Annotated in this window: 16 protein-coding genes; 12 read left to right on the forward strand and 4 right to left on the reverse strand. The window is 61.7% G+C overall.

Going from position 1 to position 15,599, the window contains the following annotated elements; all coding sequences use genetic code 11:
* The first annotated feature begins 39 nt into the window (after positions 1-39).
* The 4 genes from F0P97_RS14085 (at position 40) to trmB (ending at position 4,091) form a co-directional block, all read left to right on the forward strand.
* A complete protein-coding gene (locus F0P97_RS14085) occupies positions 40-978 on the forward strand; it encodes a LysR family transcriptional regulator (RefSeq protein ID WP_182282888.1) in 939 nt (312 codons plus the stop codon).
* A 133-nt stretch (positions 979-1,111) separates the two neighbouring features.
* Complete coding sequence (locus F0P97_RS14090; RefSeq protein WP_182282889.1) at positions 1,112-2,227, forward strand: NAD(P)/FAD-dependent oxidoreductase; 1,116 nt, start codon at positions 1,112-1,114, stop codon at positions 2,225-2,227.
* Between the two features lie 41 nt (positions 2,228-2,268).
* On the forward strand, positions 2,269-3,327 hold the full coding sequence (gluQRS, locus tag F0P97_RS14095; protein WP_182282890.1) for a tRNA glutamyl-Q(34) synthetase GluQRS: 1,059 nt from the start codon (positions 2,269-2,271) through the stop codon (positions 3,325-3,327).
* 29 nt (positions 3,328-3,356) lie between these two features.
* Positions 3,357-4,091, forward strand: coding sequence for a tRNA (guanosine(46)-N7)-methyltransferase TrmB (trmB, locus tag F0P97_RS14100; RefSeq protein ID WP_003074922.1), 735 nt, complete (start codon positions 3,357-3,359; stop codon positions 4,089-4,091).
* A gap of 242 nt (positions 4,092-4,333) precedes the next feature.
* Here the strand turns inward: trmB and alaS are convergent, their stop codons facing one another.
* On the reverse strand, positions 4,334-6,958 hold the full coding sequence (alaS, locus tag F0P97_RS14105; protein WP_182282891.1) for an alanine--tRNA ligase: 2,625 nt from the start codon (positions 6,956-6,958) through the stop codon (positions 4,334-4,336).
* A 210-nt stretch (positions 6,959-7,168) separates the two neighbouring features.
* Between alaS and F0P97_RS14110 the strand changes: the two genes are divergently transcribed.
* Positions 7,169-7,462: a hypothetical protein gene (locus F0P97_RS14110; RefSeq protein WP_182282892.1), complete on the forward strand. Its 294-nt coding sequence runs from the start codon at positions 7,169-7,171 to the stop codon at positions 7,460-7,462.
* Positions 7,463-7,514: 52 nt separating this feature from the next.
* Here F0P97_RS14110 and F0P97_RS14115 read toward each other — a convergent pair whose 3' ends face one another.
* Both F0P97_RS14115 and smpB read right to left on the reverse strand, forming a co-directional pair.
* The gene (locus F0P97_RS14115) at positions 7,515-7,913 is read right to left on the reverse strand and encodes a DUF4259 domain-containing protein (RefSeq protein ID WP_182282893.1); all 399 of its coding nucleotides are present in this window, start codon (positions 7,911-7,913) and stop codon (positions 7,515-7,517) included.
* 103 nt (positions 7,914-8,016) lie between these two features.
* Positions 8,017-8,490, reverse strand: coding sequence for an SsrA-binding protein SmpB (smpB, locus tag F0P97_RS14120; RefSeq protein WP_003054725.1), 474 nt, complete (start codon positions 8,488-8,490; stop codon positions 8,017-8,019).
* Between the two features lie 159 nt (positions 8,491-8,649).
* Between smpB and F0P97_RS14125 the strand changes: the two genes are divergently transcribed.
* On the forward strand, positions 8,650-9,102 hold the full coding sequence (locus tag F0P97_RS14125) for a type II toxin-antitoxin system RatA family toxin (protein ID WP_182282894.1): 453 nt from the start codon (positions 8,650-8,652) through the stop codon (positions 9,100-9,102).
* Positions 9,095-9,460 carry an RnfH family protein gene (locus F0P97_RS14130; RefSeq protein WP_182282895.1) on the forward strand — a complete coding sequence of 122 codons (366 nt, stop codon included), beginning with the start codon at positions 9,095-9,097 and terminating at the stop codon, positions 9,458-9,460. The genes F0P97_RS14125 and F0P97_RS14130 overlap by 8 nt, the downstream gene beginning before the upstream one ends.
* An 85-nt stretch (positions 9,461-9,545) precedes the next feature.
* Here F0P97_RS14130 and F0P97_RS14135 read toward each other — a convergent pair whose 3' ends face one another.
* A complete protein-coding gene (locus F0P97_RS14135; protein WP_182282896.1) occupies positions 9,546-10,049 on the reverse strand; it encodes a DUF4124 domain-containing protein in 504 nt (167 codons plus the stop codon).
* A gap of 97 nt (positions 10,050-10,146) precedes the next feature.
* Here F0P97_RS14135 and guaB point away from each other — a divergent pair, with 97 nt between their 5' ends.
* The 5 genes from guaB to F0P97_RS14160 all read left to right on the forward strand — a co-directional run bounded on the left by guaB (position 10,147) and on the right by F0P97_RS14160 (position 15,582).
* On the forward strand, positions 10,147-11,622 hold the full coding sequence (guaB, locus tag F0P97_RS14140; RefSeq protein ID WP_003074909.1) for an IMP dehydrogenase: 1,476 nt from the start codon (positions 10,147-10,149) through the stop codon (positions 11,620-11,622).
* A 98-nt stretch (positions 11,623-11,720) separates the two neighbouring features.
* Entirely contained in the window at positions 11,721-11,993 is a 273-nt protein-coding gene (locus F0P97_RS14145) for a type II toxin-antitoxin system Phd/YefM family antitoxin (RefSeq protein ID WP_182282897.1), read from the forward strand.
* Entirely contained in the window at positions 11,990-12,430 is a 441-nt protein-coding gene (locus tag F0P97_RS14150) for a type II toxin-antitoxin system VapC family toxin (protein WP_182282898.1), read from the forward strand. The genes F0P97_RS14145 and F0P97_RS14150 overlap by 4 nt, the downstream gene beginning before the upstream one ends.
* A gap of 32 nt (positions 12,431-12,462) precedes the next feature.
* On the forward strand, positions 12,463-14,079 hold the full coding sequence (gene guaA / locus F0P97_RS14155) for a glutamine-hydrolyzing GMP synthase (RefSeq protein WP_182282899.1): 1,617 nt from the start codon (positions 12,463-12,465) through the stop codon (positions 14,077-14,079).
* Positions 14,080-14,388: 309 nt separating this feature from the next.
* A complete protein-coding gene (locus tag F0P97_RS14160) occupies positions 14,389-15,582 on the forward strand; it encodes a tyrosine-type recombinase/integrase (protein WP_182282900.1) in 1,194 nt (397 codons plus the stop codon).
* Positions 15,583-15,599: the final 17 nt, after the last annotated feature.

Below are 15,599 nucleotides of genomic sequence, written 5' to 3' on the forward strand. Positions count from 1 at the left end.
GATGGCATCATTCAAACTGTTTGAATCATCAATCTCACCATGCCCAGCTCCCGCGATGTGCTCACCCCCGACAGCCTGGCCATGCTGCAGGCCATTGCCGAAACCGGCAGCTTTGCCGCCGCTGCGCGCTCCCTGGGCCTGGTGCCCAGCGCGCTGACCTACCGCGTGCGCCAGATCGAAGACGCGCTCGATGTGCTGCTGTTTGACCGCAGCTCGCGCCATGCCCAGGCCACGGAGGCCGGCCAGGCCTTGCTGCGCGAAGGCGCCCGCCTGCTGCAGGAGATCGACGCCGTGGCGCACCGCGTCAAGCGCGTGGCCACGGGCTGGGAGCCGCAGCTGACCATCGTCATCGACGGGGCCGTGGCCCGCACGCCCATCTTCGAGCTGGTCGAAGCCTTTTATGCGCTGAACCCGCCCACCACGCTCAAGCTGCGCGACGGCATTCTCAACGGCACGCTGGAAGTACTGACCAGCGGCCATGCCGATCTGGCCATTGGCGTGGCGGTCAACACCAGCAATGTCTCCGAACTGCAGAAGCGCGAAATCGGGGAGATTGATTTCGTCTTCGCCGTCGCGCCGCACCACCCGCTGGCCGGACTCGATGAGCCGCTGTCTGACGAGTTGCTGCTGCAGCACCGCATGGTGGCCGTGGCCGACTCGGGCGTGCGCAGCAACTCCAGCTTTGGCCTGGTCAACGGCCAGGACGTGCTCACCGTGGACAGCATGCAGGCCAAGCTGGAGGCTCAGATACGCGGCATTGGCGCCGGCTTTCTGCCACGCGGCATGGTTCAGGCCTATCTGGATGCCGGCCTGCTGGTCACAAGACAGGTGCAGCGCGCCAGTCGCAATCTGCGCCTGCACTATGCATGGCCCGGCCCCGCCCACCGCACTCCCGGACGCGCCCTTCAGTGGTGGCTGACGCAACTCGAAAGCCCCGCCACGCGCAAGGCGCTTATGGAAAACCATCACCGTCAATAAGCTGCTGCGCGTCGCAGCCATCACGTGGGAGGTGTAGAGTGAGTTGCGCTGCAACAATTCAGCACAAGCAGCACTTGCTATCCTTTGGATAGCTGCTACGCTAGAACTCAAACGGTGTCGAAAAGGCTTTTTCATGAATGCTTCCCGCACTCGCGCGTCCGCAACTGCCTCCGCTTCTTCCTCCTCCCTGCATACCGGTGCCAAGCGCATTGCCGTCATCGGCGCGGGCATTGCCGGTCTGGCCTGTGCCCGCACGCTGATGCAGGCCGGGCACGACGTCCATGTCTACGAGCGCCTGACCCAGGCCGGCGGACGTATGCGCTCGGTCAGCGGCCCCTACGGCAGCTTTGACATCGGCGCACAGTTCTTCACCGTGCGCGACCCGCGCTTTCAGCAAGTGCTGGACATCACGCCCGGCAATCTGCGCGCCTGGAGCCTGAACAGCGTTCAGACCCGCAACGCCCAGGGCCGCAGAGTCGACAAGCACACGCCGGTGCGCGAGACCCACTGGGTCGGCATGCCCGATATGCAATCGCTGCCACTGGCCTGGGCAGCGCCGCTATGGGATGCCGGGCGCCTGCACCTGGGACAGTCCCTGCGCGCCATGAGCCACCACATTGCCAGCGGCAGCCACCACAGCCGCCATCAGTGGTCCCTGATGCTGGATACCGAAGACCACGGCCCGCAGATTGCAGCCGACTTCGATGCCGTGGTGCTGGCCGTGCCGGCGCCCGTGGCCGCGCAACTGCTGCAGACAGCGCCGCAGGGTGCTGCCCTGGCCAGGACCCTGGCCCCCGTGGAAATGGCCCCCTGCTGGGCCATGACGCTGTCCTACCCCATGGCCGCACAGGCCGGGCTGACCACGCTGGGCCCGCAGTGGAATGCCGCACGCAGCACGCATGAGCGCGTTGCCTGGGTGGCCCGCGAGTCCTCCAAACCCGGCCGCGCCCAGACCGAGCGCTGGACGATTCATGCCAATCCGCTGTGGTCCAACGAGCACCGCCATGACGACGCCACGCGTGTGCTTGCCAAGCTGCAAAAGGCCTTTGGCGAAATCACCGGCATCCGCGTTGCGCCGCGCCATGCCAGCGTCTACCTCTGGCAGCATGCCCAGACGCTGGCGCCCCTGGGCAGACCGTTCAGCCACGACCCCTCGGCAGGCCTGGGCCTGTGCGGGGACTGGTGCATAGGCATGCGGGTGGAAGACGCTTTTGTCTCGGGTCTGGAAATGGGGCTGGCCCTGGCCTGAGCCAACTGCGCGCAGTCAAGGGGCGTAAGATGGCGTCCCTCATGACAGCGGCCCTCTCCCGTCCCTCCTCCAGCGCTCCCAGCACGGGGCCATATATCGGGCGCTTTGCGCCCTCTCCCACCGGACCGCTGCATGCCGGCTCTCTGGTCGCGGCGCTGGCCAGCTGGCTGGATGCACGCGCCCAAGGCGGACGCTGGCTGATTCGCATCGAAGACATCGATCCGCCACGCTGCCAGCCTGGTGCCGACCAGGAAATCCTGCGCCAGCTGGCCGCCTGTGGCCTGCACTCCGATGCCCCCGTGGTCTGGCAGTCGCAGCGTCATGCACTCTATGAAAAAGCGCTGCAACAGCTGCAGGCGCAAAAAATGGCCTACCCCTGCGGCTGCACGCGCAAAGACATCGAAGCCGCCTGGCAGGCACAGGGACTGACTCACGAGCGACATGTGGAACGGCCCTACCCCGGAACCTGCCGTCATGGCCTGCAAGGCAAGCCCGCCCGGGCCTGGCGCTTTGCACTGGAGCAGCAGGTGCATGAATTACAAGAGAACCAGTTCAAAACAACCATTCCAAAAGCGCAAACAGCTACACAAAGCATAGCACCCAGACAACACTGCCTGGAAAGCAGACGCCCCGTGCTGCACTGGCAGGACCGGCGTCTGGGCGCGCAGCAGCAGAACCTGATCAACAGCGTGGGCGACTTTGTGCTGCGCCGCGCGGACGGGCTCTGGGCCTACCAGCTGGCCGTGGTCGTTGACGACGCCGAGCAAGGCATCACCGATGTGGTGCGCGGTGAAGACCTGGCAGACAACACTCCGCGCCAGCTGCTGCTGCAGCGCGCCCTGGGCCTGACCCAGCCGCGCTATCTGCACACACCGCTGGTCTGCATGGACAACGGAGAAAAGCTCTCCAAACAGCATGGCGCACCCGCCGTGGATGTCAGCCAGCCGCTGACCGTGCTGTCTGCCGCGGCACAGCGGCTCGGCCTGCCACAAGCGCCCGCAGACGCATCCTGCAGCAGCGAAAGCCCCGCAAGCGCCTTGCCTTTGGCGCTGGACTTCTGGGTCCGGTGCTGGCGCCAAACCTACAATATCGCCCCGTGACTTCTTCTAATCCAACACCTACCACCGATATGGCCGAAAACGTGCCAGCCGCTGACGCATCCGCAGCATCCCAAGGCCAGGCACCCGAAGGCGTGGCCTATCCCAAGACCATCAAAAGCTATGTGCGCCGCGCCGGCCGCACCACTACGGGCCAGGCCAAGGCTTTTGAAGAACTGGGTCCGCGCTTCCTGCTGCAATACCAGAAGGCTCCTCTGGACGCCGCAGCCGCCTATGGCCGCGACGGCAAGCTGATTCTGGAAATCGGCTTCGGCATGGGTGAAGCCACCGCCCATATCGCCCGCGTGCGCCCCGACGATAATTTCCTGTGCTGCGAAGTGCACGAACCCGGCGTGGGCGCGCTGCTCAAGCGCATTGGCGAGCAGGAGATCGAGAACATCCGCATCCTGCAACACGATGCCGTGGAAGTCATCGACAACATGCTGCCCGAAGCCTCGATCGACGGCGTGCACATCTTCTTCCCCGATCCCTGGCACAAGAAAAAGCACAACAAGCGTCGCCTGATCCAGAGCCCGCTGATCGCCAAGCTGGCCGCTCGCATCAAGCCCGGTGGCTACATCCACTGCGCCACCGACTGGGAGCCCTACGCGGTGCAGATCCTGGAAGTGCTGAACGCAGAACCCATGCTGCAGAACACGGCCGAGAACTACGCCGAAAAGCCCGACTACCGGCCGCTAACCAAATTCGAAAACCGCGGCATCCGCCTCGGTCATGGCGTCTGGGACCTGGTGTTCAGGAAGAAGTAACCCCCTGAGGCACTTTGCGCCTTCCCCTAGCCGGGCGCCCCCTTTTCTCTACGCGCTTCGCGCTAAGGAAAGGGGGACGACACCCTCGGTGCGGGGCGGCCCTTCCTCGGTGTCTCCGACTTGGGTTATGCCAGTTTCCAAGGGTTCGCTCCAACAATAAAAAACGCTCCTCATTGAGGAGCGTTTTGTTTTGGGACAAGGCAGCCTTGGCCGCCCCTGTCTTGCGCTTACAGGCGCTCGGCTCAGAGGCGCTCGGCCGCCCAGGCCTGGACGCTGGCCAGCGCTGCGGGCACGGCTGCGGCATCGGTGCCGCCGGCCATGGCCATATCGGGCTTGCCACCGCCCTTGCCGCCCACTTGCTGGGCCACAAAGTTCACCAGTTCGCCGGCCTTGACCTTGGCGGTCTCGGCCTTGGTCACGCCGGCAGCCAGCTGCACCTTGTCGCCATCCACGGCGGCCAGCACGATCACGGCCGCGCCCAGCTTGTCCTTGAGCTTGTCCATGGTGTCGCGCAAGGTCTTGGCATCGGCGCCTTCGAGCTTGGCGGCCAGCACCTTGACGCCCTTGACGTCGGCAGCCTGCGTGACCAGCTCGTCGCCCTGGCTGGAAGCCAGCTTGCCCTTGAGCGCAGCGATTTCCTTTTCCAGTGCCTTGATCTGATCCAGTGCACCGCCGATGCGGTTGGTCAGCTCGGCTGCAGGAGCCTTGAAAGCGGCCGCAGCCTGGTCCACGGTGGACTCCAGCGACTGCAGATAGGCCAGCGCGTTCTCGCCCGTAATGCCTTCGATACGACGCACGCCAGCGGCCACGCCGGATTCGCCCACCACCTTGAACAGGCCGATGTCGCCGGTACGGCTGACATGGGTGCCACCGCAGAGCTCGCGGCTGGAGCCGATGTCCAGCACGCGCACGGTTTCGCCGTACTTCTCGCCGAACAGCATCATCGCGCCGGTCTTCTGGGCCGACTCGATATCCATCACGCGTGCATCGGTGGCGGTGTTGGCCAGCACCTCGGCATTGACGCGGGCTTCGATCTCGCGGATCTGCTCGGCAGTCACCGGGGCGTTGTGCGCAAAGTCGAAGCGGGTACGCTCGGCATTGACCAGCGAGCCCTTTTGCTGCACATGGGCGCCCAGCACTTCGCGCAAGGCCTTGTGCATGATGTGTGTGACCGAGTGGTTGCGCATGGTTGCAGCGCGCACGGCGGTGTCCACCTGTGCTTCAACGGCATCGCCCACCTTCAGGCTGCCGGCTTCCAGCACGCCGTGGTGACCGAATACATCGGCCTTGATCTTGAGCGTGTCTTCCACGGCAAAGCGGTTGCCACCCGCAACAATCACGCCCTGATCGCCGACCTGGCCACCGGATTCTGCATAAAAAGGAGTGGCATCCAGAACAACCACGCCGTTTTGACCTGCTTTCAGCTCGGAAACAGATACACCGTCAGCGTAAAGCGCTACGATTTTTGCAGATTCTGCCAGCTTGTCGTAGCCCACGAAGGTGTTGCCCTGTCCGGTGTACTCCAGCGCGCGATCCATCTTGAACTTGCCGGCTGCGCGGGCAGTTTCCTTCTGGTGCTGCATGGCGGCGTTGAAGCCGGCCTCGTCCACCGTCACGCCACGCTCGCGCGCCACGTCGTTGGACAGGTCCAGCGGGAAGCCGTAGGTGTCATGCAACTTGAAGGCCACATCGCCGGGCAGCACCTTGACGTCGCCGGCCAGTGCGCTGTCCAGGATTTCCATGCCGTTGGCCAGGGTCTCGAAGAAACGCTCTTCCTCGGCCTTGAGCACGCTGGTGATATGCGCTTCCTGCTCCTTGAGCTTGGGATAGGCATCGCCCATCTGTACGACCAGGTCGGCCACCAGCTTGTGGAAGAAGGGAGTCTTCTGGCCCAGCTTGTAACCGTGACGGATGGCGCGGCGGATGATGCGGCGCTGCACATAGCCACGACCTTCGTTGGAAGGAATCACGCCGTCGGACACCAGGAAGGAGGTCGCGCGGATATGGTCGGCAATCACCTTCAGCGAAGGAGTGCTCAGATCTTCGGTATGGGTTTCGCGGCCGGCTGCCTTGATCAATGCCTGGAACAGGTCGATCTCGTAGTTGCTGTGCACATGCTGCAGGATGGCAGCCAGGCGCTCCAGGCCCATGCCGGTGTCCACGCAAGGTGCAGGCAGCTTGACCACGGAGCCGTCTTCCTTCATGTCGAACTGCATGAACACGTGGTTCCAGATCTCGATGAAACGGTCGCCGTCTTCTTCCGGGCTGCCGGGAGGGCCGCCGGCAATGTGCTCGCCGTGGTCGTAGAAGATTTCCGAGCAGGGGCCGCAGGGGCCTGTGTCGGCCATCATCCAGAAGTTGTCGCTCTTGTACTTGCCGCCCTTGTTGTCGCCGATGCGGATGATGCGCTCGGCAGGCAGGCCGATGACGTTCTTCCAGATGTCATAGGCTTCGTCGTCTTCGTGATAGACCGTGGCCAGCAGCTTCTCGGCGGGCAGGCCGAAAACCTTGGTCAGCAGCTCCCAGCCCCACTCGATGGACTCCTTCTTGAAGTAGTCGCCGAAGGACCAGTTGCCCAGCATTTCGAAGAACGTGTGATGGCGCGCGGTGTAGCCCACGTTTTCCAGGTCGTTGTGCTTGCCGCCGGCGCGCAGGCAGGCCTGCACCGAAGTTGCGCGATTGTAGGGACGCTTGTCCGTGCCCAGGAACACATCCTTGAACTGCACCATGCCGGAGTTGGTGAACATCAGCGTCGGATCGTTGCCGGGAACCAGCGAACTGGACGCGACAACCGTGTGGCCCTTGGAAGCGTAGAAATCCAGGAACGTCTTGCGGATGTCCGCAACGGAAAAAGTGGGTGTACTCATGGTGTTTGGTATGAAGACGCCTGCATGACGCCTGCGATCAGTACGGCCCGGCGCTGCTTTTTCAGGAGCTGCGCAGACAGGCAAATCAGCCGAACATTATAGGTTTGCGGCTACATACCCACGCGGCCTTGTGCCGATAACAGCGATCATGAATTTTCATGCGTTGCATTAATGTCTTCATCATCGGCTTGCGGATAATCGGCAACCACTATGAGCGACACACCCCAAACCGAGACCTCCAAGCCCGCAGCCCCTGCCAAAAACCGCCTGGTGGTCTGGCTCATCGCCCTGCCCGTGATCATCTTTGGCGCGCTCATGCTCATCGGCCAGTTCATGGACGATCCGCTAAGCAAGCAGCGCTGGACGGAAGCAGAAACCATCAAGATCTGCTGGAAACAGACGGCCAAGCCCGAGGCCGAACGCAAGACCCAGGAGTTCAAAACCACTCAGGACTGCGAACGCCTGGAGTTCGATTTCAAGACCCGCTACGGCGAAAACCCGTAAGACAGCTGCCGCGGCGCAAGCCGGAAGCCTGCGCCGTGCATGACTGCCGCACTTATTCTTCGCCCCAGTCTTCGTCAGCGCCTTCTTCCTCTGCTGCTGCAGCCAGCGCGATCATGCGATCGAAGGTCTCGATGATCGCTATGCGACGGTCCTGCTTGTAGCCCTCCTCGGGCTCCAGCTCGTCGATGCTCTGGTCCCAGGCCTGCAGATAAGTGGCTTTCCAATGCTCCAGCGTCTGCAGATCCGGCCACAGCGGATGCATGCCGCCCTCGGCCATGGCGCACAGCAGCTCGATGCGGCAGGGAACCAGATCCGACTCCGGCTCGCCCGCCTGCAAGGCCTCGGGCGAGTCCAGGACCTCGGCAATTTCATCGATGAGCTGGCCCGTGATATCGGCCAGCCAGTCCAATGCGGTGTCGTTATCGAAATTGCCGTGCGACCAAGTGCCCATGACCAAACTCCTTGCTGCGATATGTCAGTAAAGCAAGGCCCAACATAGCGGGCCTTGATGTCAGAACTGTGTCAGTGCGGAAGATAGATCCAGGCGCGGCAGGTCAACGGTTGCGGTTTTTCATGGCGCGCTCCACCTCGCGCTTGCCTTCGCGGTCCTTGATCACATCGCGCTTGTCATGCTCGGCCTTGCCCTTGGCCAGGGCAATCTCGCATTTCACGTAACCGTTCTTCCAGTGCAGATTGATGGGCACCAGGGTATAGCCCTTTTGCTCGACCTTGCCGACAAGGCGCTTGATCTCATCCTTTTTCAGGAGCAGCTTCTTGATGCGTGCCGAGTCGGGATTGACGTGGGTGGAAGCGGTCTTGAGCGGGTTGATCTGGCAGCCCAGCAGGAACAGCTCGCCGTCCTTGATCAGCACATAGCCATCGGTGAGCTGCACCTTGCCGCTGCGCAGGGCCTTGACCTCCCAGCCGTGCAGCACCATGCCGGCTTCGTGGCGCTCCTCGAAGAAATAGTTGAAAGCTGCTTTTTTATTGTCGGCAATGCGCGACGAAGTTTCTGGTTTCTTGGCCATGGAATATTAGTTGCAGGCGGACCGGAGATGAAAGCTCTCCCTACAATACTGGATTGCCGTCTCGCCTCTGAGCGATGATTTTAGTTTCGCATCGCGCCTCTGGGTGTATTGGCCTAGGCCAATTCCCTGCTCTTGCGCCCTGCTGATTGCTCTTTGTTCATGAAAAACGTCAACAAGTCCGTCCTCATCTGGTACAGCCCCAAAGAAATGTTTGCTCTCGTGACGGACGTGGCCCACTATGCCGACTTTCTGCCCTGGTGCGATCATGCCAAGATTCTGGAGCAGGACGACACAGGCATGACAGCCGAGGTAGGTATTGCGTTCAGCGGACTGCGCAAGTCTTTCGTGACGCGCAACACGAACAGTAGCATGGATGACGGCGGCAAGCAGGTCAGCATGCGTCTGGTCAAGGGACCTTTCTCGCGTCTTGAAGGCCACTGGCGCTTTCATCCTGTAGGCGACGGCACGCAACGCGCCTGCAAGGTCGAGCTGCAGCTGGATTACGGCTTCGAGAACGCAGCCGTAGCCGCCATCATCGGCCCGGTCTTTGACCGCATCGCAGGCTCCATGGTCGACGCCTTCATCAAGCGAGCCGAACAAATCTATGGCTGATGCTCTGCCCGAGGTGATCGACATCACGGTCTGCATCTCGCCCTGCTCCGGCACCGTGCAGGAAGCCTTGTTGCAGCTTGCCGCGGGCAGCACTGTCCAGCAAGCTCTGGATGCAGTGACCGCCTCAGCAGCCTTGCCTGACCTGCAACTGCCCGACCCCTTGGCTGCCGACATGCTCGGTATCTGGGGCAAAGTCGCGAATCCTGGCCAGATTCTCAAACATGGCGATCGCCTGGAAGTCTATCGCCCGTTGACAGTAGACCCCAAGGTTGCCCGACGCGAACGCTTTGCCCGCCAGGGCGCGCGCGGCGCCGGACTTTTCAAACGCCAGAGAGACGGAGCCAAGGCGGGCTATTAGCCAGCAGCCGGCAACCAGCAGGACTCAAAAAAAAGCGCCTTCTGACGGCGCTTTTTTATCGAGATTTCGGCGAAGATCCCGGCGACTATTGCGCCGGCTCTGCCATGGGCCCGCAATCGGAAGCAATCACGGCATCGGCACGCTTGATCTCGGCATCGCGCGCGGCCTCATCCATGAAGCCACGCTCACCCTTGGCATTCACATGGGAGAGCAAGCGGCCCGATGCCAGGGTTGCCTTGGCCTGCCTGGCACGGTTGCAGTTGTCCTGGCGCTGCTTTTCCTTCTGCAGTTTTTCGGCCTGGGTCTTGGCTGCTTCCTGCTCCTGCATCTTGCGCTTTTGCTCTTCCAGCCCTTTGTCCACGCCGGCTTCCGCAACGGGCTTGGCCGCGCCGACCTCCGGTATTGCAGAAGGTGCTACAGGCCTGGCACCGCCAGGGCTGCGCAAAATATTCTTGACAGGGATATCGGCCGGCGGAGCCCTGTCGCTGAACACCTTGCGCCCCTGACCATCTATCCATTGCCACTGGGCAATTGCGGGGACCGTGCAGCAGGCAATGGCTGCAAACAAAGCGAACTTGATGGCGTTCATGGAGTCAATAAGTCTTGGACTGGCGTTGGGGATTCTGGGTCACGAGCCCACATTGTGCGGCAAGTCACAGGTACAATCTTTCTTTTGGAGCCATCACATGCGCCTTCTCGGAAAAGCACTGACCTTTGACGACGTCCTGCTCGTTCCCGCCTACTCCGAAGTCCTGCCCAAGGACGTTTCCCTCGCCACCCAATTCACTCGCAATATCCGCCTGAACCTGCCCCTGGTGTCTGCCGCCATGGACACGGTGACAGAAGCGCGTCTGGCCATCGCCATTGCGCAAGAAGGCGGTATCGGCGTGATCCACAAGAACATGACTGCCGAGCAGCAAGCCGCTGAAGTGTCCAAGGTCAAGCGCCACGAATCCGGTGTGGTGCACGACCCTGTGGTCATCACCCCCGAACACACCGTGCTGCAAGTGCTGCAGCTGTCGGAAGAACGCGGCATTTCGGGCTTCCCCGTGTGCGACGGCGGCAAGGTGGTCGGCATCGTGACCAGCCGCGATCTGCGCTTCGAGACCCGCTACGACGTCAAGGTCAGCCAGATCATGACGCCCCGCGAAAAGCTGATCACGGTCAATGAAAAAGACGGCACCAGCCCTGCAGAAGCCAAGGCTTTGCTGAACAAGCACAAGCTCGAACGAATCCTGGTGGTCAACGACGCCTTTGAGCTCAAGGGCCTGATCACTGTCAAGGACATCACCAAGCAAACCACCTTCCCCAATGCCGCACGTGACGCATCGGGCCGCCTTCGCGTGGCTGCCGCTGTCGGCGTGGGCGCTGGCACCGAAGAGCGCGTGGAGCTGCTGGTCAAGGCCGGCGTGGACGCGATCGTGGTGGACACGGCTCACGGCCACTCCAAGGGCGTGATCGACCGCGTGCGCTGGGTCAAGCAGAACTACCCCCAGGTGGACGTCATCGGCGGCAATATTGCCACCGGCGCTGCCGCCCTGGCTCTGGTGGAAGCCGGTGCCGATGCGGTCAAGGTCGGTATCGGCCCCGGCTCCATCTGCACCACCCGTATCGTGGCTGGTGTGGGCGTGCCCCAGATCATGGCCATCTCCAATGTGGCCGACGCCCTGAAGGGCACCGGCGTGCCCCTGATCGGCGACGGCGGCATCCGCTTCTCCGGCGACATCTCCAAGGCTCTGGCCGCAGGTGCTTCCACCATCATGATGGGCGGCATGTTTGCCGGCACCGAAGAAGCTCCTGGTGAAGTGATTCTGTACCAGGGTCGCTCGTACAAGAGCTACCGCGGCATGGGCTCCATCGGTGCCATGCAGCAAGGCTCGGCCGACCGCTACTTCCAGGAATCGTCCACCGGCAACCCCAATGCCGACAAGCTGGTTCCCGAAGGCATCGAAGGCCGCGTCCCCTACAAGGGCTCCATGGTCTCCATCGTCTACCAGATGGCCGGCGGCGTGCGCGCCTCCATGGGCTACTGCGGTTGCGCCACGATCTCCGAGATGAACCAGAAGGCCGAGTTTGTGGAAATCACCGCAGCCGGCATCCGTGAATCTCACGTGCATGACGTGCAGATCACCAAGGAAGCGCCCAACTACCGCGCTGACTGAGCAAGCCCCTTGAAATCTGACCAGATTGAAAAATCTGGTCAGAATGCTAAAATCTGGCCTGAACTGCTGGTTCTAGCCAGATTTTTTTGTTTTCCGCCATGCAATCTATCGGTATCTACGAAGCCAAAAGCCGCTTTTCCGCCCTGGTCGAAATGGTCGAGCAAGGCGAGGAAGTGCGCATCACGCGCCACGGCAAGGAAGTCGTGCGCATGCTGCCCATGCGCCGCAAGCCAGTGATCACCGATGAGCAGATTGCACGCGAGCTGGAGCAGATCTCGGCTCTGCAGCAGACGGTGAAAGCGCCAGCAACTGCAACGAACGCCGCTGACAGCATCACCGGCCTGCGCCACACAGGACGGAACCAGGCATGAGCGCCACCGCTTTTGTGCTCGATGCATCCGTCACCGCCGCCTGGTTGCTGCCTGACGACGCCAGCGAGCACACCAGACGCCTCTACACCCGTATCCGCCGCGATGAAGTGGACCCGCAAGCCCCCAACCTCTGGCAGTGGGAATGCGGCAACCTGATTGCATCAGGCGTGAATAATGGCCGTATCCCGCAGACATCGGTCGAAGGTCTGTGGGGCGTACTGGAAGCCATTCGCCATCGCGTGGAGCTGCACGACCTGGCTCCTGCACAGCACAAGGCCGTGCTGGATGTGGCGCTGGATACCGGCCTGCCCACCTACGATGCCGCATACCTGTGGCTGGCGCAGTCGCTGCGCCTGCCACTGGCCACATTCGATACAGCCCAGATCGCGGCCGCCCGCAAAAGCGGCGTCACCGTCTGGGCTCCCGAAGATTTCTAATCCCTTTTGCCACCCTCTTGCCCTTGATCACCATGCAACACGACAAGATTCTTATTCTGGACTTCGGCTCCCAGGTCACGCAGCTGATTGCTCGCCGCGTGCGCGAAGCCAATGTCTACTGCGAAGTCCACCCCTGCGATGTGAGCAGCGACTGGGTGCGCGAGTTTGCCGCCGACGGCAAGCTCAAGGGCATCATCCTGTCGGGCAGCCATGCCTCCGTCTACGAAGTGGACGACCGCGCTCCCGACGCCGTGTTCGAGCTGAACCTGCCCGTGCTGGGTATTTGCTACGGCATGCAGACCATGGCCACCCAGCTGGGCGGCAAGGTCGAAGGCTCCAACACCCGCGAATTCGGTTACGCCGAAGTGCGCGCCCATGGCCACACCAAGCTGCTGGAAGGCATCGAAGACTTCGCCACAGCCGAAGGCCACGGCATGCTCAAGGTCTGGATGAGCCACGGCGACAAGGTCACCGAGCTGCCTCCGGGCTTCAAGGTCATGGCCTCCACGCCGTCCTGCCCCATTGCCGGCATGGCCGACGAAGCGCGTCGCTACTACGCCGTGCAGTTCCACCCCGAAGTCACGCACACCGTGCAGGGCCAGGCGCTGCTCAACCGCTTTGTGCTCGACATCTGCGGCACGCAGGCAGACTGGATCATGGGCGACTACATCGAAGAAGCCGTGGCCAGGATCCGCGAACAGGTGGGCGATGAAGAAGTGATCCTGGGCCTGTCCGGCGGCGTGGATTCGTCCGTAGCTGCTGCCCTGATCCACCGCGCCATCGGCGACCAGCTGACCTGCGTGTTCGTCGATCACGGTCTGTTGCGCCTGAACGAAGGCGATATGGTCATGGACATGTTCGAAGGCAAGCTTCACGCCAAGGTCGTGCGCGTCGATGCCTCCGCTCTGTTCCTGGGCGAGCTGGCCGGCGTGTCCGAGCCCGAGCAAAAGCGCAAGATCATCGGCCGCCTGTTCGTGGACGTATTCAAGGCCGAGGCCGAAAAGCTCAAGGCCGCCAACGCTGGCTCCAAGGGCGCCACCTTCCTGGCCCAGGGCACCATCTATCCTGACGTGATCGAGTCCGGCGGCGCCAAGAGCAAGAAGGCCGTCACGATCAAGAGCCACCACAACGTCGGCGGCCTGCCCGAGCAGCTGGGCCTGAAGCTGCTGGAGCCCCTGCGCGACCTGTTCAAGGACGAAGTGCGCGAACTGGGCGTGGCCCTGGGCCTGCCCCGCGGCATGGTCTACCGCCACCCCTTCCCCGGCCCCGGCCTGGGCGTGCGCATTCTGGGCGAAGTGAAGAAGGAATATGCCGACCTGCTGCGCCGCGCAGATGCCATCTTCATCGAAGAGCTGAACAACTGGATCGACGAAAAGACCGGCAAGAGCTGGTACGACCTGACCAGCCAGGCCTTTACCGTGTTCCTGCCCGTCAAGAGCGTGGGCGTGATGGGTGACGGCCGCACCTACGACTACGTCGTGGCCCTGCGCGCCGTGGTCACCAGCGACTTCATGACTGCCGACTGGGCCGAGCTGCCCTACGGCCTGCTCAAGAAGGTCTCCGGCCGCATCATCAACGAAGTGCGCGGCATCAACCGCGTCACCTATGACGTGAGCACCAAGCCACCAGCAACCATCGAGTGGGAATAAAGGGCTGTCGTGAACTGACTCGCAACCTTTAGACTTTTTTCTCATGTAAGCCCGTGTTTTCACGGGCTTTTTTCATTTCTATCTAGCTCTATCTGGAACTAGCCGGTCTTACGAAGTCGGTGGGTTTCGATGGCACTTTGCATGGTACCGAGCGTCGCCCATACCATCCGCCTCGTCGATACCATCAACCCTGCTTTCTGCAGTTGATGGTATCAAAATCACCTAAGTCTTTGATTTTAAAGACGATACCATGCACAAAAACGCACTTGTTTGCTGATGGTATCGAAGCAGTGAAAACGAGGCTAAACCATGCTCACCGATACCAAGATCCGCTCTCTCAAGCCCACTGGCAAGCTGTACAAAGTCTCCGATCGAGATGGCCTCTATGTGGCCGTAACCGCTAGTGGAGCAATAAGCTTTCGCTATAACTATAGGATCAATGGGCGCCAGGAGACGCTCACGATCGGCGCGTATGGTATCGGCGGAATCACGCTTGCTGAAGCGCGTGAAAAACAGCTGGCAGCAAAGAAGCTGGTTCAAGAAGGCATCAGCCCTGCCCGCGAGAAGATCCGCACCAAGTCACGTGATGAAGCGGGCGGGACGTTTGGCGAATGGGCCGACAAATGGATGAAGGGCCACAAGATGGCCGACAGTACCCGAGATATGCGCCGATCCGTCTATGAGCGCGATGTCCAGGGCCGGTTCGGCAAGCTGCAACTGCGGGAGATCACCGGGGAGGATGTGCGCGCCATGGCTGATGCCATCGTCGCCCGCGGCGCTCCAGCAACTGCCGTGCACGCCCGAGAGATCACTCTTCTGGTGTTTCGCTATGCCATCGAGCGCGGACAGAAGGTTCTCAACCCCGCTGAAGAAGTGGCACCAAGCACCATCGCGACCTTTGAGCCCAAAGATCGCGCCCTCTCCAAAGAGGAAATCGGACTCTTCTACAAGTACCTCGAAAAAGTGGGCACAACACCCAGCATTCGCGCGGCATGCAAGCTGTTGCTCCTCACCCTGCTACGCAAGGGCGAACTGACCAACGCCATGTGGACGAATGTGAGCTTCACCGAAGGCACCCTCACCATCCCGGCGGCCAGAATGAAGGCTCGTCGCCCTCATGTGGTGTTTCTCTCTCAACAGGCTGTCGACCTGCTGCACGCCTTGAAAATGTTCGCTGGCAGTTCTGAATATGTCTTTCCGAGCCGCTACGAATCCCACCGCCCGATGAGCGCTGCTACTCTGAACCGGGTCATGACCTCCAGCTGGGAATATGCCCAGAAGGACCATCAGCCGCTGGGAAAGTTTGGCCCGCACGATATGCGCCGCACAGGTTCCACGATCCTGCATGAGGCGGGCTACAACTCGGACTGGATTGAGAAGGCCCTGGCTCACGAGCAAAAAGGCGTGCGCGCCGTCTACAACAAGGCTGAGTACCGGGAGCAGCGCAAAGAGATGCTCCAAGACTGGGCCAACATGATCGACTCCTGGACAAAGACCCAGTGATGTATCCGTGTTACCAA

It is taken from the genome of Comamonas testosteroni (assembly GCF_014076415.1).
Taxonomy (GTDB): Bacteria; Pseudomonadota; Gammaproteobacteria; order Burkholderiales; family Burkholderiaceae_C; genus Comamonas; species Comamonas testosteroni_F.